This is a genomic window from Thauera sp. SDU_THAU2, assembly GCF_038260575.1.
In the GTDB taxonomy this organism is placed as follows: Bacteria; Pseudomonadota; Gammaproteobacteria; order Burkholderiales; family Rhodocyclaceae; genus Thauera.
The window spans coordinates 3,288,249-3,309,852 of the sequence record NZ_JBBWUN010000003.1 but is presented as its reverse complement, the minus strand read 5'-3'; the positions used below and the strand labels follow the sequence as shown (position 1 = coordinate 3,309,852).

Below are 21,604 nucleotides of genomic sequence, written 5' to 3'. Positions count from 1 at the left end.
GATCAGTACTGAGCTGTACATAGTACCAACGCTATGAGGCGCTTGTACCAGTTTCATCTCGCAAAATTTCGATGTACCCGATCAGCTCCGCCGAATAGCTGCCATCGCCATTCGCGGCCCCCTTGTGCTTCAGTTCTCGCTGCAGGGTCGGCTCAACGGCATGGGTGAACAGGTCGCTCCGCTGCTCAGGCCGGAACATCGGTGTGGCAGGCGGTGCTTGGAGGAACTTCTCGCACAGGCGCTCGACCGCTGGAACGCGCGTGCCGTCCTGCTTGACGGCGATGGGCTGCACCACCACGCGGCGCTCGCCCTTGCCAGCTGATGCTTCAACCATCCACAGCGACAGCAGCACCGGCTCGTCGACGTCGCCGGACACTGCGATGCCGACTTCCTCCGGCGGCACGCTGCGCCAGCGGCCCAACTCGTCCTGCACCAAGGGGTGATCCAAGCCCATCAGCTGCAGATCGTCCTGATTGGTCGCGGCTTCGCGGCTCAGTGTGAAGCGGGCGCGGTGCGTGCCTTCGGCGGTGACGAGGTCGTAGGTCGCATCGTCCACCTTGATCAGCCTCTGTTGGCGATCCACGACCGCCGCCGAGAGGAAGCGCACCAACCGATCCAGACTGGACGACACGTCCGAGAAGGGCTTGTAGTCGTCGAGGCTGAATCCGTCGAGGTCTTGGAACAGGTCGAATACCACCTGCCGCGCCTCGCGGGAGTTCGAGAGCGCCGCCTCCAGCTCCACCTGCGTGCGCTTCAGCTCCGGGTCGGACAGCGCCTCCTGATACAGCCGGTCGTAGTTCAAGCGTTCCGACAACTGGCCCAGAATCTGCGCGCGCAGGTCTTCGGCCACATTGCCCTGCTCATCCACCTTGCCGACCGTGCGCGCGATCTCGGTCAGCTTCTCGTCGAGCAGCAGGAAGATGCGGCCTTCGATGGTGTCCGAAAGCACGAGGTTGTAGACCTGCGCGGTATGGCTCTGGCCGTAGCGATGGATGCGCCCGATGCGCTGCTCCATATCCATCGGATTCCACGGCAGGTCGAAATTGAACAGGACGCGCGCGAACTGCAGGTTGATGCCTTCACGCCCCGCCGCCGTGCACACCAGCACGCGCGGGCCATCTTTCAGGCGGAAGCGCCGCTCCGCCGCCACCTTCGCGCCGTGGTCGCCACCCCGTAGCACGGCAACCCCCTGACCGGGGAAGGTCTGCTCGATTTCGCGGGCGATCATGTCCACCGTGCCGAGGTAGGTGGCGAAGATCACGATCTTCTCGTTGGCGTTCTGACGCCACAGCGTGCCCAAGCCGTCGAGCAGCTTTTGCATCTTGGTTTCGCGCTCTGCCGGGAACACCCGCAGCAGGTCGCCGATGCGCAGACGCTCCTCCGGCAGATGCAGATCCACCACCGCCGACGCGGCTTCTTCCGCGTGCGAGGACGAATATTCGCTGGCGTAAGGGTCGGAGGCCATCTCCAGCGCCTCTTCGTCCAGCTTCTTAACCAGCCGGTACTTCAGATCGGCAAGCACACGATCCACCTCACTGCGCCCGATGCTGTCGCGCGGCAGTCCGAATTCCCCGTGAATCAGTTCGCGCGCCTCCTCGGTCAGGCGCTCACGACCTTCAATGTCCAGTTCCTTGTCGCGCAGTAACGCCTCGTGCAGCGTCAGTATCAGCAGGCGGCGCTTGAGCGTGCGGCGCACGGCAGCAAAGCTCGATGCCGCGATCTTCTGGAAAATGGCCATCAGGAAGCCCAGCGCACGCCCCTGGTTGCCTTGTCGGCGCGCGAGGTCGAAGCCGTCCTCCAGGTACTCGCGCAGCTTCTCGTAGAACAGCCGCTCGGCCTGGTTCATCACGAAGGATTCGGTGTGAACCCAGCGCCGCGCGAACAGCGGCGAGCCATCGGGCTGACAGGCGTCTGCCTTGGTGCGGCGGAACATGACCGTGTTGAGGCGGTGCCGCTCCTCCAACATCTCCTCGGGGCTGCGGAACAGCGTCGGGTTCAGCAGTTGCGCCAGCATCCAGAACTGGAAGTGATTGCCCTGGTGTGGCGTAGCCGACAGCAGCACGAGGTCGCGGGGTGATCCTTCAGCGCCTCCGCCAGCTTGTAGTTCTCGGTCTTGCGCACCTTGCCGCCGGTCTTGTAGGCCGTGAGGTGATGCGCTTCATCGAACACCACCAGATCCCAGCGCGGCGCATCCAGCAGGCGCTTGATGCGCGCCGGGCGCTTCAGTGTGTCGATGCTGGCGATCAGCCGGTCGTGCTTGGCGAAGGCATTGGTCTTGCGGTCGGTGATGTCGCCTTCGGAGCCGAACACCTCGAAGTCGAGGTTGAACACCTCGTTCAGCTCGCGGTGCCAGTTGTTCACGAGGCCCGCAGGCACCACCATCAGGGCACGGGTCAATTCGCCCCGGCTGGCCAGCTCGCGCAGGATCAGCGCGGTTTCGATGGTCTTGCCCAAGCCCACCTCGTCGGCGATCAGGTAGCGCCGGGGTGATGCGGTGGCGATGCGGTGGGTCAGCACCACCTGATGCGGCAGCAGGTCGATCTTGGCTGAAGTCAGCGCCGAGGCGCTTTCCATCACCGGCAGCGCGTGTGCCTCGTAGGACAGCCACGCCTTGCGCGACCGCTCCGCGCCACCATCGACGGCGCGCAGGATGCGCTCGGTGCGCGTGAGTTCGCGCCGCAGCGATCCAACCGGCACCCGGCGCTCGCCCACGCCGAAGAAGGCACGCAGGTAACCATCGCGCGCTGGGTCAAGAACAACACCTTGGCCGTACTCGTGGTGGGTGATGCGCTCGCCGGGTTGGAACTGAATCTCTGCCGTCACGCGTCGCCCTCAGGTAATCCGCAGGTGGAACAGGCCAGCGGGCTTGGCACCCTCACGTAGCAGGATTTCCTGCGGGTACTCGTTAGCTTGGCCCCACAGGATGCGACCGAGGTCGATCTGGTGCCCGTGAGGTGCGTGACACAGCCAACCCACCTCATCAGTGGCTGGGTGCGCTCTGACACGGTTTTGGCCGCCGGGCAGCCAGAACACCAGCGCGCCATCGCTTCCCCACTCATCTTGAAACGACAGGATGGCGGGCTTGATCGCATCGCCCAGCCACGCTTCGGCATCGCCCGGCGTCAGCAGATCGAGGCTGCCATCCAGCCCGGCCACCACCAGCGTCCTGCCGCCATTGCTGGGCAGATCGTCCGGCCAATTTGCTTTCGCACGGAGAAACTGGCGCAGGCTCCACACCTCGCTGGCTGCGCAGATCTGGTTGCGGGCCTCTTCATCCCACACCCAACTGGTGCCTCGCACCTGCCAGACCGGGTCGCGCAGTTGTCTCATTGTTCGTACTCCCCATCGTCATCGAACAAGGAACCCTGCGCGGGCTGGGGTGTCTGGCTCGCGTGCCATGCGTTGTAGATGGACACCGCACGCGAGGCTGCGTTGCGGGAGGTCTGATCCGGGCCGTTGCGATGCAGCCATTCCAGCAGCGGTTTCAGCGCCACGTGCGGCTTGAAGTTCTCGTTCTTCAGCGTGTCCGAGGCATTGATGCCACTACCGTCGAAGCAAGCGCCGATCAGCACCAGTGCTTGATCCAGATCCGACTTGAGATTGCGGCGATGTTTACCCGACCACTCGCGTGCGAACTCCAGCGGATTGGTGCGGGTGAACACCTTGTTCTTCTCCGAGCACCAGCCCCGCTGCACGAACTCGTCCGGCGTCGTGATCGAGCCCTTGAGGAACTTCTGCAACTGGTCTCGCTTCAGCTCGGGCGCGCTGCCGAAGGTGCGCAGGAACTGGCGCGTGATCGGCTCGGCGTTGACCGGCGGCGCTTCCTTTCCCTTGTCGGCGTCTTCGTCGATGAGCTGGTTGATGCCCACCAGCGCATCGCGCACGGAGATGGTGCGGCCTTCATCCACGTAGACCTTGCCGTAGTGACGCGAGAAATACTCCAGCGCCTTGCCGCGCCGGATCACCTGGATGTCCGCGGCGGGCAGACCTTCCTTGGCGTGGTTTTCAAGCATCGCCTGCAACTGGCGTACATCGGCCATCACCTCGCGGCGCATCCGGCCCCAGCTCACGGGCTTCGGTTCTTCGGTGCGCTTACGGCAGACGTGGATGATGTCGTACTCGATGGTCTTGGAGCCGAACTCGCCTTCGCCCTTGGTTTCGTCCGAGCGGATGGGGTAAGTGGCCTCAAGGTAGTAACCCGCATTGAACAGCGATTCCAGCACCGCCACCCACGGCTCGTCCTCGCTGTGGTGGAAGGTGAAGGCCAGGATGCCGCTGGGCTTCAGAGCACGATGTGCCTCGCGCCAGCACTGCGTGAGCAGGCGCTGGTAGAAGCCGTCGGGGTCTTCAGGCTCACGTGCACGGTTGGCGACCGCCTCAAGAGACTTGGGTGTGTAGTCGGCGGTGAAGTAGTCGGGGTACTTGTCCTTCAGCGCTAGGCGCAGCCAGACGTAGAAAAAGTCGGATAGCTCCGAGTAATGCAGCAGGCCGCCGAAGGGAGGATCGGTGATGACCAGATCGATTGAACCGTCAGAAACTTGATTTAGTTCTGTCGACGATCCGCAATAGATTTCTTGCCGACCAAGAGGTGGATCAGTACACGGGATCTTTTCTGTATTACCGACTTTCCCGCTCTGAACATCAATTTCCTTGTCGAGCCTAGCCAACTCCCAAGGGGACTCCTTCCACTCAATCGCCTTAAAAAGAGGCTTGATTGCTGAAGTCCACGGCCCATAGCCGAGAGGGGAAAAAACGCCCGTTTCAACAACCGTTGATTTCGGATGGAAGTTGCTGTTCGATAAAGCAGGGGCGAGCGTATCCAGCTTCGTATGCCAGAACGCGAACATGCTCTGATTACGAAGATAGTTCTGAAAGGCTCCGAGGATATATTCGCGAACCTCCCAGTCATAGTTGCCAATATTCACAATCGCCTTCATAAGTTGCGTGTGAACAAGCAACTGCCGTGGATTAAACATCGTCCACCAATGCGTAAAGCCGTGGCCCTCTCGGATGTCGCCATTGGCCATCCCCGTCATAAAGCCGAAAGGCACACTTGAACGCGGCCAATAGTCCTTCAGGTCAGTATCTTTGCGCTCGTTCCACTCGTTGGCTGCCGCGTCGTACTGACGTTGCAGAATGCCATCGAAGGCAGAAAAAAACGACCGTTGTAGGGCTTGCCCATCGCGTCGCGTTTTGGCGAGTAACACTGTGAGGCGTAGGCGGCCATTGCCCCTGTTTTGCCACTAGCCTTCACCGTTGCAAGCACGTCCTGCACCGTCCCACAGGACCCGCAGGCAAAGTTGGAGCGTTTCGGTACAGTCCCTTTCACGGGCGAAAAGGTTTCGCCAGATTCTGGGTCAATCACTTCATCCGGCAACGCCCCGCGTACCTCCAGAAGGCGGATTTTCGCTGCCCGTGCCGCATCCCATCGCGTGGTCGCCGCAACGTCGTCCTGCGCCGAACCGCCGTATGGTTGCCCGTTTGCATCCTGCTTGGCTTCGCCCGCCAGCCATTGCGGATGCACCAGCAGGCTCAGTTCCACCTTTTTGTTCTTGCCCTTGCCGAGGTTCACCATTGCAGTGTGGCTGCAGTGGGGGCAGATCACGCCCTTCTTGCGGTCAAGCACGGAGTACGCGGGCTCACTTGGTGCGACGTAGAACGGTGCATCGGGTGCCATTCGCGCGGCTTCTTCCTCCACGTCGAAGGCTTCCCCACACTTGCCGCAGGTATGTTCCCAATGCTTGACGGTGAGTGTCTTCACCGCCATCACGGGGCTTGTCATGATCGGCGTGCGATGGCCGCAGCCCGTCACCTGACAGGGACCGTGCTTGGCCCAGAAGGTGTAAATGATCTCCGGGCCTTCGTACCTGTAATCCTTACGCTGCTCGCGCGGAATGGTGAGCGGGTCGAAATCGGCGGGCATCACCTTTTTGGTCGGCAGGTGCGTCCACGTTCCCTTTTCACCTTCCGGCCCGTCGCAGTAGTAGTAGGGCATGATCTGTGGCTTGACCTCGGCCTCGATGTCGGCGAGGAGCTTCTTCACTTGCTCCAAATCGACATTGGCGAGTTCCTGCTTGACCACGAACCACGCGACCGGATTGAGGTCGTTGCCGACCATCTGCATCCCAAGGCGCGAGCCTTCCACCAACGTGGTGCCACCGCCCATGAAGATGTCCGCCACCTTCAGGTGCTTGAACGCACCCTTCTTCTGATGATTGGCGTAGTAGTTGTCCCAGACCAGTTTGGCCGCGTGCGACGGATCGTCCGGCGCTTTGGTTGCCGCCGCTAGCAGCAAGGATCGAAACACAGATGACGGCCTTCTGGCCCAGTACTTCGACATCTGATAGATGGGCTTGGTTGTCACACCAGCATGTGCTTCCATCTTTGCGATGCTATTGATTGGCAGAAGCGGGAAATCAACTTCGAGGCAAGTCTTTGGACGGTTCGGATCATTGAAGTCAACCGTTTCCAGTGCGACGACCTTGCCAGCGCCGACAGCTTTGGCGATTTCTTGTTGTAGCAGTTCTTTTTTCGTGGCCATCAGGCGCAATCCTTACTTAGTTAGCTCGACGAAGGGCGACAACACTTCCAACAACGAAAGTCCGCCATGCGTCAGCGTCGGGTAGCCGCCCTGGCTGCGCCATTTCCTGCGGCCCAGGGCCAACAGGTGCGCGCCGTGGGAGCTGTTGATCTGCAATGCCACGGGCGGCACGAAGGGGCCGGTGTCTCCGGTTCCCGCCTTGCTGCGCGAGCTTCCAAACGTCTGCTTGAGAAACTGGCCGACCTCGCCATCGGCATCGGGGAAGTAGCCGGTGGCCGCGTAGCCGTGATCGGAGGTGATGACCAGCCGCCGCCCGGTTGCGAGGCGCTCGACGAAGGCCCAGAAGTCATCGCTGGACAACTGCTCGGCCACGTCCTTGGTCAGCGGCTCCAGCCCCTGGCCTGCGCCGGAGCCGTCGTGGAGCTTGGCGTCGGGCCAGTGGTGCCAGAAGATCTGGTTCGGCGCGCTGTTGATCAGCGCTTCGCAGTCCTTCCACGGCAAGTCCACGGTTTCGGTGCTGGCGGCTTGCAGCTTGTGCGCAAGACCGCCGCCGTTGTTCTGCAGCTTGCTGCGGCTGGCGAAGCCGAGCGCGCGGGCAAACTCATCGGTTTCGCCGGGCAGCTCGGAGGCGCAGGCAGCGACCTCGTGCGTGGTGAAGCCGCGTTCCTTCGCCCCCTTCAACAGCCACGGTAGCTCGCGCAGGGAAAGGCCGTCGAGGATCAGCACCGCCTTGGCGCTGAAGGGTTCGGCCCACCAGCGCGTCAGGCGATCCGAGGTGCGTTCGACGCTGTCGCCGAAGGCTGGCCACAAGTCCCAGCCGCTGGAGGAGAGAAACAGATCAAGTGCGCCGATTTCGCGGTCGCGCCGGACGACCTCGCTGGGCGCATTGCCTGCGGCCAGCGGCTTTTTGGCGATCTCAATAGCCTGATCGACGATGACGCGCCAAGCATCGGCGTCGGAGCCTTGGGTCAGGGCCTGCAAGGCGCTGGCGGTCAGTGCCATCAATCGTCCTCCTTTTCAAGATTCAGCTCGAAGGTCATCCCTTCGGGCAGCTTCTTGAGCAGTTCCTTGAGCTGCGCGCCGGTGGCGGCGGACACCTTGATGGACACCTCCGCGACCTTGGTGGCCGGGCCAATTCCCCAGCCTTCGATCTTGCCGATCAGGTTGAGCGGCGACGTGGCGGGGTTCGACAGAGGCGTGCGCGGCTTGGTGGTGCCGCCGTCGCCGCCGAAGATGCCGCCCGGCGTGGGGGATGGCGTGGGTGCGGGCGAACCGCCCGGGGCTGGCCCAGCCACGCCCGGCGTAGGGGCCGCGCCACCAACTGGCGGGACACCGCTTGGCGGCGGCGCGGGCGGTGTGGAACCTCCTGTTGCGGGCACTGCCGAGGGCAGCATCACGAACACGTCGTCGAGATGGCGGCCCGTGAGCGACAGCTTGGGGCGCAGACGCTTCCAAGCGGTGTCTTCGTCCTCGCCCGGATTCGTTTGCAGGTACTCCATACCACGCACGTTGATGGCGACCTTGCCCTTGGCGCACAGACGCAGGAGGCGTTCCTTCATGGCCGTTTCGCTCAGCCAGGGAATGCAGTCCTGCCCAGCAGGGCGCGGCTCTTGCAGCTCGCGCAGCAGCTTGCCGACCGATTCGTTGTTGCTGGCGTATTCGAGCACCAGATCCTCAAAGTCTTCTGGCACGAACAGGTCGCCGATCAACGCCTCCTCGATGGCCTCGGGAATCTGCGAGCCCTGCTTGTCGAGACGTTCAACACTGAACTTGCATTGCGCCGGATCGGCGAAGTTCCAACGTTGAAGCACGGCGAAGCGGTCAAAGCGCTTCTTCAGGTTGTCGCGCAGGGTGTTCTCGAACTCCTTGTGCAGTTTCTTGTATTCGGGGTTCTGGCTGCCCCACTCCTGCGCCTTCATCTCCGCGCGGGCGAGGATGAGCAAGTCACGATCCATGAATGCATTGGTGCTGCCCGCGCGCGGCAGTAGGAAGCGCACGGTGTTGCGGCGCTTCTGCAACTGGTCTTTGAGCCAGCGGCCCAGCGTGGCGTCGAGCTTGTCGGCTTCCTCGGGCAGTACGAGGATGGGCAGACGATCATCCCATTTGTCGGGCTGCTCGGCTTCATCAAGCGCCGTCCACGGATCGTTGACCCACGACTTGGGCAGGGCGATCACGCGGAAGGTCTTGGCGACCTCGTCGCTGCCGCCGATGACGTAGCGCACCTGCTTGGCGAGCTGCGCCTGATCCGCGCCGTCGGCGAACAGCTTGTCGTTGCGCGCGTAGGCCATGAGCTTGGCGCGCGGGTTCTCTTCCTCGCGGAACAGCAGTTTGGTGCCGTCCTGATGGATGTTGAAGCTGTTCTCGACGATGGTTGCCAGCTCGACCTGGAAGGCGTTGTCGTCCACCGGCTTGCCACGGGTGATGTCCAGTTGCAGCGTGGCGGGATCGGCTCCGGCGAGGTTGCCCACGGCAATCGAGCGCAGCCACAGTGCGCCGATGATTTCCTGCAGGTGCGGCGCGACGCTGGCGTGGTCGTGCCGCGCCTCCTGCACCGAGATGATGTTCTGCTGCGCCTTCTCGCGCAGAGTGCGATGGTGCTGGTTGGCGACGGCTTCGAGCAACGCGCCGATGCCCGAGGTGTCGTCGTCCAGCCGGAAGTCGGCGGCGGTGAGCACGGGCACGGCCTCGCCACGGCTCTTGTAGAGGTTGGCGAGAATGCGGATCAGGTCGCGCGTTTCCTGCGCGTCGGTGGCGATGAGCACCTGTTCTTCGAGCAGGCGCAGCAGGTGCGGCGCGTAGGGCCACGATTCGATGAACTCCCGGCGCTTGCGTTCCTGCTCGGCGGACGGCACGTCGAGCAAGCGGAAGGATTCGGCGACGTGCTGCGCGACCAGCGATTCGATGGTGCCGCTGGCAATCTGCAGGCGGTTGTCGAACAGGCGGTGCAACAGCATCCGGCGGCGATCCAGTTGGATGCGCTCGGCGCTGCCGCCCGCCTTGAAGTCGATGGCGATTGGGTTGACGCGATGCACCTGCTGGTAGGCGTCGCTGCCGCCGTTGCGCACCGAGATCACCAGCACCAGCAGGTCGGGGCGCTCCTTGGCGATCTCCGAAAGAATCTGGATGAAGTTGAACGCCCAGTTCTTCCACGGGTACTGCTTGGTGTTGGTGAGGCCGTCGTACCACGTCTGGAACTCGTCCAGCAGCAGCATCGTCGGCTTGTTCTCCAGCAACTCGATGATGAGCTTGTCAGACGGGATTTCGGTCTTGGACGCGCCCTGGCCGTCCCACTTGCCCTTGATGAAGGTGCCGTGGGGATGGTTCTCGAACAGAACGTCCCACAGGAACTTGTAGCGGTGGCGATGCAGGCTTTCGCCGATGACGTGCATCCCGTCTCGCAGGGCGATCTTGCCGATGCTGGCGTCGGCCAACGTGGTTGCCCAGGCATTGAGCCACGAGCCTGTCGAGATTGGGTCGGTGACTGCGTGGTACAGCGCGGCCATCAAGTGCGACTTACCGAGGCCGCGTTCGCCGATCACGACCACGGGGCGTCCCTGGCTGGGGCCGACGGCCTCGATGCCTTTCAGCAGGTCGTGTGTGGGATAAGTGATCTCCAGGAACTGCTGTGCCGCGATCTGGGTCGCGCCTGTGTTCTGGTCGTTGGACAGCTCGATGGCTGTGCCCTTGAGGCGCTTGCCCCGGAATTCTTCTCGTAGCGTCAGTCCAAGCATTACTTCCGATCCCCCTTGTTCGATGCCTTGCTCGCGGCGCGTTCGGGACTGCCCGCCGATTGCTCCTTGATCCAGCTCTCGATGTCGCTGCGCGAGAACCGCCAAGTTCCGCCGAGCTTGAAAGCAGGGATCTCCCCGCTTGCTGCGAGCCGATAGATCGTGCGCTTGCCCGCCTTCAGGTAGGCCGCGACCTCGTCCAAAGTCAGGATGTCGCCATCAGGCTCTGCCATTGCCGTTCCTATGCAGACGTTGAATTTCGATTGCCAAGTCTTGCAGATTCTCCCATAGAACCGCGACGCCGGCCAGCCAGAGCTGCGCTCACGGTAGAGAGTCCTGGGGGAGGTGCGTGAGGATCAGTCACGCGGTCGCGGCCATCTTGATATGGCCAATTCGTCGAATCCACGCCCTCAAGGCCAAGGCGTTACTATCCGGTTCGGATTACGGACGCTGGTTCGGTTCCGTGTTCCGCCACCATCTTCCAAAGGCCAGAGAGCAATGTCTGGCCTTTTTCACGTGTGCGCCCAGCATGGGCGCATTCCTGCGGGTGCAAGTCCCGCCGTAAGTTGATCACAGCGAACGAAGTGAAGCGCAACTGCGTGAGGGCGACCGAGCGTGGGAGGGAAGCGTGGAACGTAAGCTGCGAGCCGATGGACAAGAACTGGATAGGAGGCGCTGCAGAGCAGTGCGAGCGGGCAAGAAGCCGCGAAGCTCTCGTGATCAAGGCGAAGCGGCGTAAATCCGGCGGTTGTGCAGCGAAGGAGTGCGTCCTTACCTGGGGAGATCTCGCCTTGTGCCTGAAAGGGCGACGGCGCTGAGCCGGAACGAGAAGTCAGCAGAGGCCATAGTAGCCGTTGGTTTTGGGCGAAGGGCCGAACGAGTAGGAGGGCCGAAGGCCGTGTCGCTCGGACGTGCAGTGCATCAGAAACCCGGGAGTCCGGGGCGCAACGCGGGAGGGCGAGGTGAAGCCGATCCTGAAGTGGTGCGTGATGAAGCACGGACGGCGCGGGATGAAGCCGGAAGCCCATGGCGGGACGGCCTGCTTGCGCAGGCGCTCGCGAGAGCGAACATGGAGGCGGCGTGGAAACGCGTCAAATCCAAATCGCGGCAGTGCTGGGGTGGATGGGTTGTCGATTGCCGAGACGGCGGACTACCTGAGAACGCACTGGCCCCGGATTCGGGAATCTTTGCAGGATGGCAACTACCGGCCCCTGCCGGTGCGCCGGGGCCAGATCCCGAAGCCCGATGGCGGCGTGCGCACGACGCGGTGCTCGATGCACAGCGCTACGTGCAGGACGGCTACCGGGTGGTGGTCGATGTGGATCTGGAGAAGTTCTTCGACCGGGTCAATCACGACATCCTGATGGAACGCCTGCCAAGTCGAATCGACGACAAGGCCGTGCTGCGGCTGATCCGTCGTTACCTCGTGGCCGGGATCATGGATGGCGAGGTGGTCATGGCGCGATACAAGGGGACGCCGCAAGGCGGGCCGCTGTCGCCGCTCTTGGCCAATGTGCTGCTCGACGAGGTGGATCGGGAACTGGAGCGAAGAGGGTACCGCTTCGTGCGCTATGCCGACGACTGCAATGTATATGTGCGCAGTCCCCGTGCAGGCGAACTGGTGTTGGCGTGCCTGACCAAGCTCTACGGGCGACTCCGCCTGAAGGCGAACGACGCCAAGACGGCCGTCGCGCCGGCCTCGCGCCGCAACTTTCTGGGCTATGCCTTCTTGTGCGGCCGAGGCGGACAGGTCAAGTGCAGGGTGGCCGACAAGGCGCTCAAGACCTTCAAGCAACGCATCCGGCAACTCACACGTCGCTCGGGTGTCGGCTTTAAAACTGAGGCGGTCACATCCTGCGGCAACTCAGATTTCGCTGATTGCTCGTCTCTTTGCTGCGGTCAGCCCTCGGTCGATAGCTGCCTCGAAGATATAGATGGCATCTTCTCGCGTCCCGCGGAGCGTGCCGCTAATGTCAAGATGGTCATTGTAGATTTGCGCCTCAATCGATTCGCAGGGAAGTTGATCGGCAATTGACTGCGCGATCTCTGGCGCCGTGAGTCTCGGTGGTATGAAGATCTTCCGTGTCAGAGCATGAGCGCACTCATCTGAAGACTGTAGATGTGCGAGGAGCTGCAGCAGAAGCTCTCTTGTTTTTTGCGAGCTCGCCGACTCAAGAGATAAATGCACGGAACGCATTAAGTTGCTGTGCCAGTCGCCATCGTACGGTCCCAGTGCGGCGACTGACCGTGCCAACGGACTGATCGGCCGTCGCCAAAAAGTAGCCTTCGATAAGCAGTGATCCATTTGGTAGGTCATCGTACTGTTCAAACGAATCGTTAGGTTAAATCTTTTTGTGAGGCTCTCCAAAAAATTAGCCATCAGCAAAGGTTTTTTGCTGATGGCTAATCTGAGGTGAGGGTGGGTGTTTTAGCTATACGTAACTGTGAATAAAAGTTACGAGGACGCTAAATGATTGAGCTAGATAGTGGGCGGGTATTGGCGAGCCGTCTGAGAGAAAGAATGTATCAGCAGGATCAAAAAGTGAAAGACGTTGCTGAGATTTTTGCGATCAGTCCTGCATACTTTTCACAATTGCTGGCTGGCGACAGGAGCTTCTCTTCAGTGAGTGATCAGCTCATCAGGCGTATCGCAGATTATCTTCGATTGCCGCCGATAACTTGCTTTGTTCTCGCGGGTAGGTTCAAAGCAGATGATTTTCTGGTCTCGGATGCTGAATCTGATCGTCTGTTCTCGCGCGCGTTGCGCTTTGTATCTGATTCGTCATTCGCTGTCGAAGCGCGAGTAGATTATCAGATGCTGCAGCGCGCTCCAGTTGAGCTTCAGCGTCTCGTGTTGTCGCTTTATCAGACAGCAACGAACGCCAAACTTATACCCGTCGCGGAAAAATGGCATTATTCGGAGCGTAAGTTCTGAGTTGCCTGGTCTTTGATGTCAAGAGGCAAAATCTTCTCTCGCCCCTCTCCTCCCTTCTCTGATGGGGAGAGGGGTTTGCGTTGATCAGAGACACCGGAACACCGGAACACCGGAACACCGGAACACCGGAACACCGGAACACCGGAACACCGGAACACCGGAACACCGGAACACCGGAACACCGGAACACCGGAACACCGGAACTTTGTTGCGAAGTGCCTCGCTGAGTTCCGATGTTCTAGTGTTGTGCGTTAAGGGTGCGAGCGCTGGCGTTCGGCTGAGTTGCGTTTGAATGATCTCTAAAGAAATCTCGCTTTATTGCGAGCCTTCTTGTATCGAGCGCTCAGAGGGTATTCAGATCAGCGCCGTCGGCTGATTTTTTACCTAGAGGGCGTCTTAATTGTGTTTTAACTCATTGCAATACGCATTCGTTCCTCACGATCTGCGTCGAGTGTAGTTTGCCGAACTTCCTTACGGTTGGGCCTCTTTATTAGGAAGGTCACACGTTTTGTGTCAGCGTCAACGAAAACGCGGAGGTCGTCCCGTTGAATAATCTTGCTGCCCAGTACTGCAGGGGTTGCGGGGATCTCTGAATCGCCCCGGGTTTCCTAGACACCCTTTTGCCTCACAATGAGGCGTTACGGAGGTGTCGATGGAAACGAAGAAGGCGCAGCAGCGCTTCACCGAAGAGTTCAAGATCGAAGCGGTCAAGCAGGTGACCGACCGGGGACATCCGGTCGCTGAGGTGGCCGTGCGGCTTGGCGTCAGCGCCCACAGTCTCTACACCTGGATCAAGCGTTACGGCGTTCCGGCGGAGCAGCGTGCCGAGCGCGACAGCCAGGCGGACGAGATCCGGCGCCTGAAGGCGGAGTTGCGGCGCGTGACCGAGGAGCGCGACATCCTAAAAAAGGCCGCCGCGTACTTTGCCAAGCAGTCCGGGTGAGGTACGCCTTCATCGACGCCCACGTGGTGCAGTATCCGGTGCGTCGGCTGTGTTCGACGCTGGCGGTCCATCCGAGCGGTTACTACGCGTGGAAGCAGCAACCCGTTTCCGAGCGCTCGGCTAATGACCAGCGCATCGGAGCGCTGATTACGCAATGCTGGGAGGCCAGCGGGCGTATCTATGGCTATCGCAAGATCCGTAACGATCTGCACGACTTGGGCGAAGCGTGTGGCAAGCATCGCGTGGCGCGGCTGATGCGCTTGGCGGGCCTGCGCTCGCACACCGGCTATGGACGCCGCCCCGGTCGCTACGGTGGGCGGCCGGCGGTGGTTGCGCCAAATCTGCTCGAGCGCCAGTTTGCCCCGACAGCGCCGAACAAGAGCTGGGTGACCGACATCACTTACATCCGAACCCACGAGGGGTGGCTGTACCTGTGTGCGGTGCTCGATCTGTTCTCCCGTCAGGTTGTAGGTTGGTCGATGGGCGAGCGGATGACCAAGGAACTGGCGTTGAACGCCTTGCTGATGGCGGTGTGGCGGCGCAAACCGACTGAGGAGGTGCTGGTGCATTCAGATCAGGGTAGCCAGTTCAGCAGCCACGACTGGCAAGACTTCCTGAAGTCGCACCGACTGGTGCCGAGCATGAGCCGGCGTGGCAACTGCCACGACAACGCGGTAGCGGAAAGCTTCTTCCAACTGCTCAAGCGCGAGCGGATCAAGCGAAAGATCTACACGGATCGGGCGCAGGCTCGCTCCGATGTGTTCGATTACATCGAGCTCTTCTACAACCCACGGCGACGCCACGGTTTCACCAACCAGCTCTCGCCGGTAGAGTTCGAGCGGCAGTATTTTTTGAAGAACGGGACCGTCTAGGAAACCCGGGGCGATTCAAGCGGATGACCAAGGAACTGGCGTTGAACGCCTTGCTGATGGCGGTGTGGCGGCGCAAACCGACTGAGGAGGTGCTGGTGCATTCAGATCAGGGTAGCCAGTTCAGCAGCCACGACTGGCAAGACTTCCTGAAGTCGCACCGACTGGTGCCGAGCATGAGCCGGCGTGGCAACTGCCACGACAACGCGGTAGCGGAAAGCTTCTTCCAACTGCTCAAGCGCGAGCGGATCAAGCGAAAGATCTACACGGATCGGGCGCAGGCTCGCTCCGATGTGTTCGATTACATCGAGCTCTTCTACAACCCACGGCGACGCCACGGTTTCACCAACCAGCTCTCGCCGGTAGAGTTCGAGCGGCAGTATTTTTTGAAGAACGGGACCGTCTAGGAAACCCGGGGCGATTCACGCAGCCAGGTCAGCAATTTGTGCGACTCTTTCTCTGTTCCGTATGCCAGGTGGAGAAGCAACTGCACAGGCTTTGGGATGTTCCGCCCTGATTCATAGCGCGACCCGCCTGACTGCGTTACGTTGATACGGCTCCAAAACTCAGATTGGTTCAGTCCGAGCTTCTTGCGATGCGCTTGGACGTCTGCGCCTGCTTTGAAGAGGAGGGCGGGCTGCTTTTTGCGCGCGCTTACGGTTGTCGTGGTTTCGGTCATTCGCTCACCTCACTCAACAGTAAGTGTATCCGCGGGCGAAGCTGTGGAGGCTTCAGTCTTGTCGGTAGCAGGCGCTGCTGCAGAACTGGGCGCTGCGACGGGTTTCTTGCGCGCTCTGCTTTGTGCCGCGTTCTCTAGGGCATCAAGGCTGCCACCATTGTTGACCCATGCCTCAAACCAACCGGGTTTGCGGCCGCGGCCTGACCAGCCCTGAGAAAGGTTGTTTGGATTACGGTACTTGATGGGAAGAGCGGCTCTCTGCGGCGCAAAGCTCGGCGATTGCTTTGTGGTCTTCGCGCCTTTGGATGGCGCTGTCGGCTTTGCTGCCATGTCGAGCAGCTCCTCCAGCTCGATGCCCTCTTCTCGCGCAAGTTTTCGCAGCTGCTTGAGTAGAACCGTCTTTTTCTCGCTCTCGCGTTTGTCTATTTCTTTCGCGACGCGCGCCTTCAGCTGCTTCAGTTGCGACAGGTTGTATTGGGTAAAGTCAGCCATTGGGTGTTCCAGTTGCGAGGAAGTGGTTCCGAGCGATGATGCCACGGCAGTCGTGGCGAAGGTAATTGACGTCCAGTGCCCCGGTGATCGCTAACCTGGATACTGAAAGTTGATGCGAAAGAGATGCTGCGGGCGTTGCTGGTCACGGTGTGTCGTTGATGTATCGAGCGCCTCAACTAGCCTTGGTTGCGAGCAGTCCCTTCTTGGCTCGCACTGAATGAAGCCTGATCGCATCTTGCTGCTTGGTAAGCACCCGGCGAACCCACCTTCCCCCATCCGCCTAGCCCATTGAAGATCATGTCCACTAGTTCTGATGGTGGGCACTATGGATGTCGTCATCCCGCGCCGGACTCGGCGCACGCACAGCGAAGCCTTCAAACAATCGGTGATCTCGGCTTGCCGTGAGCCTGGCGTCTCGGTGGCGGGCGTGGCTCTGGCCAACGGCCTGAACGCCAACCAGGTCCATCGCTGGATGCGCGAGCGCGGGATCGCGCCGCCGAGCCGGCGCAAGCCGCTCGGCGCTGAGCTCACGACGCTGTCTGAGCCAGGCTTTGTGCCGGTGCGGGTTGCATCCGCAGCCGAGGCGCCGGTGATCCGTCTTGAAGCGCAGCGTGGCAACGCCCGCGTCAAGCTCGAGTGGCCGATCCAGGCGGCCGATGCCTGTGGCGCGTGGTTGCGCGAGTGGCTGGCATGATCCGCATCGAGGCGCTGTGGCTGTCGGCGGCGCCTTTGGACATGCGTGCAGGCATGGACACGTTGCTCGCGCAGGTGGTGCGCGTGTTCGGCGAAGCCCAGCCGCATCACGCCTACCTCTTCAGCAACCGGCGCGGCACGCGCTTGAAGGTGCTGGTCCATGACGGTTTCGGGGTGTGGCTGGCGTGCCGGCGCCTGAACCAGGGCCGCTTTCACTGGACCGAGGGCCAGGGCGGTGTCGCACTCACCCGGACGCAGTTCGATGCGCTGGTGCTCGGGCTGCCGTGGCAACGGCTGGGCGATGGCGGTGTGATCCGGACACTCTGAGTCCGCGCTATCGGCGGATGCCCCGATGGCGGCGGAGGCGTGCATCGGACATGATCGATCCATGCCGCTGCCCGCCGACCTCGATCAACTGGATGCCGACGCCTTGCGTCGCCTGCTCATCGAGCAGGAGCGCGAACTCGTGTGGCGCCAGACCAAGATCGAGCGGCTCACGCATGAGCTGGCGCTGCACAAGCGTCATCGCTTCGGCGTGAAGGCCGAGCGTCTGTCTAGCGAGCAGGTGCAACTCTTCGAGGAGACCGCCGAGGCCGATCTTGCGGCGATGAGCGAAGAGCTCGAGCAACTCCAGCCCAGTGTCGGCACGTCGACGCCCAAGGGCCAGGCCCGACGCAAGCCGCTGCCGCCCGAGCTGCCGCGCACCGAGATCCGTCACGAGCCCGACTCGACCACCTGCGCCTGCGGCTGCCCGATGCGCCGCATCGGCGAGGACGTCGCCGAGAAGCTCGACTACACCCCGGGCCGCTTCACCGTCGAGCGCCACATCCGGGGCAAGTGGGCGTGCGCGGCGTGCGAAACCCTCGTGCAGGCGCCGGTGCCGGCGCACATCATCGACAAGGGCATCCCGACCGCCGGCTTGCTCGCCCAAGTGCTGGTGGCCAAGTATCAGGACCATCTGCCGCTCTACCGGCAGGAAGGCATCTTCGGCCGAGCGGGGCTGGCGATCCCGCAATCGACGCTGGCTCAGTGGGTGGGCCAGAGCGGCGTGCACCTGCAGCCGCTGGTCGATGCGCTCAAGGCCGACCTGCTGGCGCACCCCGTGCTGCACGCGGACGAGACCCCGGTGGCGATGCTCGATCCGGGTGCGGGCAAGACGCACCGCGCCTACCTGTGGTCCTACAGCGTCGGCGCGTTCGATCCGATCAAGGCGGTGGTCTACGACTTCGCCGACAGCCGCGCGGGCCGTCATGCCCAGGCGTTTCTGGGCGAGTGGCGCGGCACGCTGATCTGCGATGACTACGCCGGCTACAAGACGCTGATCGCGCAGGGCGTAACCGAAGCCGGCTGCATGGCGCACGCGCGGCGCAAGTTCTTCGATCTCGCTGCCCAGGGCCAGAGCCAGATCGCCAGCGAGGCACTCGAGGTCATTGGCCAACTCTACGGCGTCGAACGCGAATCGGCTGAACTCGACATCGATGCCCGGCAGCGCTTACGACAAGCGAAGGCCCGCCCCATCCTTGAGCGTCTGCATGCGTGGCTCTTGCAGCGGCGCACCCAGGTTCCCAACGGCTCGGGCATTGCCCGCGCTATCGATTACAGCCTCAAGCGCTGGGCCGCGCTCACGCACTACGTGGGTGATGGTCGCGTGCCCATCGACAACAACTGGATCGAGAACCAGATCCGGCCGATTGCGCTCGGGCGCAAGAACTGGCTGTTCGCGGGTAGCCTGCGGGCGGGCCAGCGTGCCGCTGCGGTCATGAGCCTGATTCAGTCCGCGCGGCTCAACGGCCATGAGCCCTTCGCGTATCTGAAGGATGTGCTCGAAAGACTGCCGACCCAGCCCTACAGCAAGATCGGGGAGTTGCTGCCGCATCGTTGGCAGCCGAGCGACTGCGCCTGAGCGAAACGGCAAGACGGGTTTGCCGGGCGCTTACGCTGCTTGAGCTCATCCGGGGTTACGTCTGGGGCAGCCAGGAACTTGATTGGGTATTGTATTTTCGAGAGTTCCTCGAGAAGGGTTTGGCGTGCTGCAGGACCACCGTAGTCAGCAGCTGAGCCGGTCTCGATGCGTCGGCCTGTCATGTATCGCGCTGCAGATGAGTCTAGTCTCGCGTTTGGCAGACAAAGTGGGATGCGGCGTCGGCTCAGCTTCGACGCCCGGCTCCTTGGCGCCGCTCGCTGGATGGGGGGCTTAGGTGGCGGCACGGCCGCGGGAGGGTTTCCGATGCTGCGGCGTCGCGTCTCGCATCGACTGCTGGGTCGTCTTTTGCTGGCGGCGCAGGCGCGCAGTCTCCATAGCCGTGGTATCGACAAACTTGGGGTGCGTCAGTCCGAAGTCCGCTTTCGCCAGTACCTTCAGAGACTTCTTCGCATCGAATTCCGATTGGTCATAGACGTCGAAGTGGACGCCCTTGAACTTGCTGTCGCCGTCGCCAACTGTATGCCCCAGCAGCTGGATGCGCGTGTAGTCGTCAGTCTTTCGACGAATGAGTTCAGACACGAGGGTGCTTCGGAACGAGTGGAATACTTTCGTGCTGCGGCCGTCTGTGGTGCCGACCCCAACGCTCCGACGATAGTTGACGAAGTCCGTGGTGGCTCGCTTCGCGGGCCCGTCTCGCTGCGCCTCTCCAAGCTCCGGAAAGATGCGCTCGTGACCTTCGTTAGCGACCGTTTTCCAGTGCTCCAGGAAGCCGGCCTTCAGAACTTGGGGATGAAGCGGAATCCATCGAGGGGCGTACTGGTTCTTGCCACCCTTGTTTGCCTTGATGCTGCTGACAAAGTAGCACCAGACCCCGTCAATCTCTCGGACGTGATCGACCCGCAGGCTCGCCAGCTCATCGATTCGCGCGCCGGTGTAAAGCCCGAGGATGGGCAGCCAATACTCCGAAGCTTTCTTGAAGGTACCCTTCTCATATGCTGCCGAGTGGAAGAGTGCCTTGAGGTCGTCGGCCGTGAACCGCTCGTAAGAGTTGTGCGTCTTCTTATAAGAGGCGTTGATTTCCAAGGGGCCGGTGATGTTCGGAATCGAGTGCTTCTTGCCGCCGTAGTTGAGCAAAGCCTTCACGCGCGAGAAGTTGCGCTTCTTGGTGCCAAGCGAGATGTCCTCCCGGCCCATCATGTACTCGAAATATTTCTCACCGTCTTTGAAGTTGAGTCTGTGGGCCTCTTTGTCGCCGACGACCTTGATGAACTCGCGCACTACTGGGCCGTACTCGCGCGCGTCTTGCACTTCTGGGTTCTTCCATGAGCCAGTCTGTGTCTTGTAGGTCCTGAACTTCTCGTACAGTACTGAAAGAGTTAAGGGTTCGCGGCCTTGTTCTGACTCAGGGGTCGGCACGTGCTGCGCCTGTCGCCGCTTCTCCATCGCATCGACGAATCGGCGGAACGCATCCGCAAAAGGAATCAGCTCAGGCGCCGGCCCAGCAACGACCTTGTGCGCTACTTGGGCCAGGTAGAAGTTGAGCGTGGGCATGATCTGCTTGAGCAACTGCGCCTGTCCCCTCAGACCAACGGGAGGGAGGTCGCTCGCAGACCACAGGTACCTGTCGGGTTCTCGTATCTCGGGCTCATCGTCCATCGAGGCAAACGCGTCTTCCGAGGCAAGGGCCGCTAGGCCTTCAAAGTACGTTTGCTCATCAGCAGCTAGGAGGTCCGCGTACATCGACGCAGCGGCACGCTGAATCTGGGCCGATGTAAGCTCCGATGCTTCGACGAGAGTGGGCTGAGTGCGGCTGGACTGAGGTCTGCGCGCGTGTGCTTGCGGCGCCTCGCGAGCGTGGCCCGCGCCTTCGGCTGCCTCATCAAGCAGATGCGCATACTTGCGCGCGAGCCTGCTAGCTTCCCGGGCGTCCGACGTACGTAATGAAAATTTGACGTAGCCGTTCTTACCTATACTGATAGGTTGACCGTCTAAATCTAAGGTGTCGCGAGGGGAGAGTGGCTTGGGGGCCCGCCTTTTGAACCAGTAGACGGAGCCCCGCAGTTCGGTGTACTTGGGCAACTTAGACTCTGTTTGAGCCACAGTTTGAGCCACACCTCTGAGCCTAGAATCGCTGCTGTTATTGGACTTTTTCGCCATAACAACAGTTTAAAGGAGGTTGGTGGTGATGGGCGGAATCGAACCGCCGACCTACGGGTTATGAATCCGTCGCTCTAACCGTCTGAGCTACATCACCAACAGAGCGCGCAAATATAGCGGGTCGAGCGGGAGGGCGTCAATAGGCGTAGTCTGCGCGATCGTGGGCCGCGACGGCGTCCGTGTCGTGCCGCCGTACCTTTCCCGTCTGCGTAGCGGTTGATTTATAAAGGGTTTTGCGTTGACATGGCGCTCTCCATGGGTGAAAATCCCAAGCTTGTTCACGTAGCCTGCCGGTCATTACCGGCTGACGTTTTGCGCAAGATTCCCTTTTCACTTCTGCTGCTGTCGCTGGCTGGGGCGCCCGGTTCGGCGGCGCACGCCGCGCCATCGCGGGCGTTTCCGGAAGATGCCCGCAAGACCACGATGACTTTCGCCTCCGCGGGCACCGTGCTGGTCGACGACCAGCCGGCCGCGCTGAGCCCGGGCGCGCAGATCCGCAACACCTACAACCGCATCGTGCTGCCTTCGCACATCCGGGGCGAATACAAGGTACGCGTCAAGTTCGACAAGCATGGGCAGGTGCATCGGGTGTGGATCCTCACGCCCGAAGAGGCTGCCGTTCCCGACCCCAAGCGCTAGCGTC

The 21,604-nt window shown here is 61.5% G+C and carries 17 protein-coding genes, 1 tRNA gene and 1 pseudogene; 8 read left to right on the top strand and 11 right to left on the bottom strand.

The annotated features are described in order from the left end of the window. Positions 1–31: 31 nt before the first annotated feature. The 7 genes from AAFL97_RS17205 to AAFL97_RS17175 all read right to left on the bottom strand — a co-directional run bounded on the left by AAFL97_RS17205 (position 32) and on the right by AAFL97_RS17175 (position 10,502). Positions 32–2,014, bottom strand: a complete 1,983-nt coding sequence (locus AAFL97_RS17205) for a helicase-related protein (RefSeq protein ID WP_341645936.1) — start codon at positions 2,012–2,014, stop codon at positions 32–34. Further along, the gene (locus AAFL97_RS17200; protein WP_341645935.1) at positions 1,996–2,823 is read right to left on the bottom strand and encodes an SNF2-related protein; all 828 of its coding nucleotides are present in this window, start codon (positions 2,821–2,823) and stop codon (positions 1,996–1,998) included. The genes AAFL97_RS17205 and AAFL97_RS17200 overlap by 19 nt, the downstream gene beginning before the upstream one ends. 9 nt (positions 2,824–2,832) lie before the next feature. Further along, the gene (locus AAFL97_RS17195) at positions 2,833–3,330 is read right to left on the bottom strand and encodes a hypothetical protein (protein WP_341645934.1); all 498 of its coding nucleotides are present in this window, start codon (positions 3,328–3,330) and stop codon (positions 2,833–2,835) included. After that, positions 3,327–5,207, bottom strand: coding sequence for a hypothetical protein (locus AAFL97_RS17190; protein WP_341645933.1), 1,881 nt, complete (start codon positions 5,205–5,207; stop codon positions 3,327–3,329). The genes AAFL97_RS17195 and AAFL97_RS17190 overlap by 4 nt, the downstream gene beginning before the upstream one ends. Positions 5,208–6,553: 1,346 nt before the next feature. Beyond that, the gene (locus AAFL97_RS17185; RefSeq protein ID WP_341645932.1) at positions 6,554–7,543 is read right to left on the bottom strand and encodes a hypothetical protein; all 990 of its coding nucleotides are present in this window, start codon (positions 7,541–7,543) and stop codon (positions 6,554–6,556) included. Continuing rightward, positions 7,543–10,272, bottom strand: a complete 2,730-nt coding sequence (locus AAFL97_RS17180; RefSeq protein ID WP_341645931.1) for a DUF499 domain-containing protein — start codon at positions 10,270–10,272, stop codon at positions 7,543–7,545. The genes AAFL97_RS17185 and AAFL97_RS17180 overlap by 1 nt, the downstream gene beginning before the upstream one ends. Then, positions 10,272–10,502 (bottom strand): helix-turn-helix domain-containing protein, encoded by a 231-nt coding sequence (locus tag AAFL97_RS17175; protein ID WP_162078972.1) that lies wholly within the window; start codon positions 10,500–10,502, stop codon positions 10,272–10,274. The genes AAFL97_RS17180 and AAFL97_RS17175 overlap by 1 nt, the downstream gene beginning before the upstream one ends. A gap of 665 nt (positions 10,503–11,167) precedes the next feature. Between AAFL97_RS17175 and AAFL97_RS17170 the strand changes: the two genes are divergently transcribed. The 4 genes and pseudogenes from AAFL97_RS17170 to AAFL97_RS17155 form a co-directional block, all read left to right on the top strand. Further along, on the top strand, positions 11,168–12,304 hold the full coding sequence (locus AAFL97_RS17170; RefSeq protein WP_341645930.1) for a reverse transcriptase domain-containing protein: 1,137 nt from the start codon (positions 11,168–11,170) through the stop codon (positions 12,302–12,304). A 435-nt stretch (positions 12,305–12,739) separates the two neighbouring features. Continuing rightward, the gene (locus AAFL97_RS17165; RefSeq protein ID WP_341645929.1) at positions 12,740–13,204 is read left to right on the top strand and encodes a helix-turn-helix domain-containing protein; all 465 of its coding nucleotides are present in this window, start codon (positions 12,740–12,742) and stop codon (positions 13,202–13,204) included. A gap of 652 nt (positions 13,205–13,856) precedes the next feature. Next, positions 13,857–15,019 (top strand): IS3 family transposase gene (locus tag AAFL97_RS17160; protein WP_445954490.1). Its coding sequence is split into 2 segments (ribosomal slippage): positions 13,857–14,115 and positions 14,115–15,019, totalling 1,164 coding nucleotides; the frame shifts between segments, so codons are not numbered across the junction. Between the two features lie 20 nt (positions 15,020–15,039). After that, a pseudogene (locus tag AAFL97_RS17155) lies at positions 15,040–15,423 on the top strand (DDE-type integrase/transposase/recombinase); the annotation flags it as partial. Here the strand turns inward: AAFL97_RS17155 and AAFL97_RS17150 are convergent. Together AAFL97_RS17150 and AAFL97_RS17145 are read right to left on the bottom strand one after the other, a co-directional pair. After that, complete coding sequence (locus AAFL97_RS17150; RefSeq protein ID WP_341645928.1) at positions 15,420–15,695, bottom strand: helix-turn-helix domain-containing protein; 276 nt, start codon at positions 15,693–15,695, stop codon at positions 15,420–15,422. The pseudogene AAFL97_RS17155 and the gene AAFL97_RS17150 sit on opposite strands and share 4 nt — an antisense overlap. Before the next feature lie 9 nt (positions 15,696–15,704). Continuing rightward, the gene (locus AAFL97_RS17145) at positions 15,705–16,187 is read right to left on the bottom strand and encodes an H-NS histone family protein (RefSeq protein ID WP_341645927.1); all 483 of its coding nucleotides are present in this window, start codon (positions 16,185–16,187) and stop codon (positions 15,705–15,707) included. A 325-nt stretch (positions 16,188–16,512) separates the two neighbouring features. Here AAFL97_RS17145 and AAFL97_RS17140 point away from each other — a divergent pair, with 325 nt between their 5' ends. The 3 genes from AAFL97_RS17140 (at position 16,513) to tnpC (ending at position 18,783) form a co-directional block, all read left to right on the top strand. Then, positions 16,513–16,881 carry a transposase gene (locus tag AAFL97_RS17140; RefSeq protein ID WP_038011092.1) on the top strand — a complete coding sequence of 123 codons (369 nt, stop codon included), beginning with the start codon at positions 16,513–16,515 and terminating at the stop codon, positions 16,879–16,881. Continuing rightward, entirely contained in the window at positions 16,878–17,207 is a 330-nt protein-coding gene (gene tnpB / locus AAFL97_RS17135) for an IS66 family insertion sequence element accessory protein TnpB (protein ID WP_004255190.1), read from the top strand. The genes AAFL97_RS17140 and tnpB overlap by 4 nt, the downstream gene beginning before the upstream one ends. 61 nt (positions 17,208–17,268) lie before the next feature. Beyond that, complete coding sequence (gene tnpC, locus AAFL97_RS17130; protein WP_341645926.1) at positions 17,269–18,783, top strand: IS66 family transposase; 1,515 nt, start codon at positions 17,269–17,271, stop codon at positions 18,781–18,783. 291 nt (positions 18,784–19,074) lie between these two features. Here tnpC and AAFL97_RS17125 read toward each other — a convergent pair whose 3' ends face one another. Together AAFL97_RS17125 and AAFL97_RS17120 are read right to left on the bottom strand one after the other, a co-directional pair. Continuing rightward, positions 19,075–20,883 carry a site-specific integrase gene (locus tag AAFL97_RS17125; protein ID WP_341645925.1) on the bottom strand — a complete coding sequence of 603 codons (1,809 nt, stop codon included), beginning with the start codon at positions 20,881–20,883 and terminating at the stop codon, positions 19,075–19,077. A 98-nt stretch (positions 20,884–20,981) separates the two neighbouring features. Continuing rightward, positions 20,982–21,058: transfer RNA gene (locus tag AAFL97_RS17120), tRNA-Met, on the bottom strand. A 215-nt stretch (positions 21,059–21,273) separates the two neighbouring features. On the opposite strand from AAFL97_RS17120, the gene AAFL97_RS17115 reads away from it, so the two are divergent. Then, positions 21,274–21,600: a hypothetical protein gene (locus tag AAFL97_RS17115; RefSeq protein ID WP_263462891.1), complete on the top strand. Its 327-nt coding sequence runs from the start codon at positions 21,274–21,276 to the stop codon at positions 21,598–21,600. Positions 21,601–21,604: the final 4 nt, after the last annotated feature.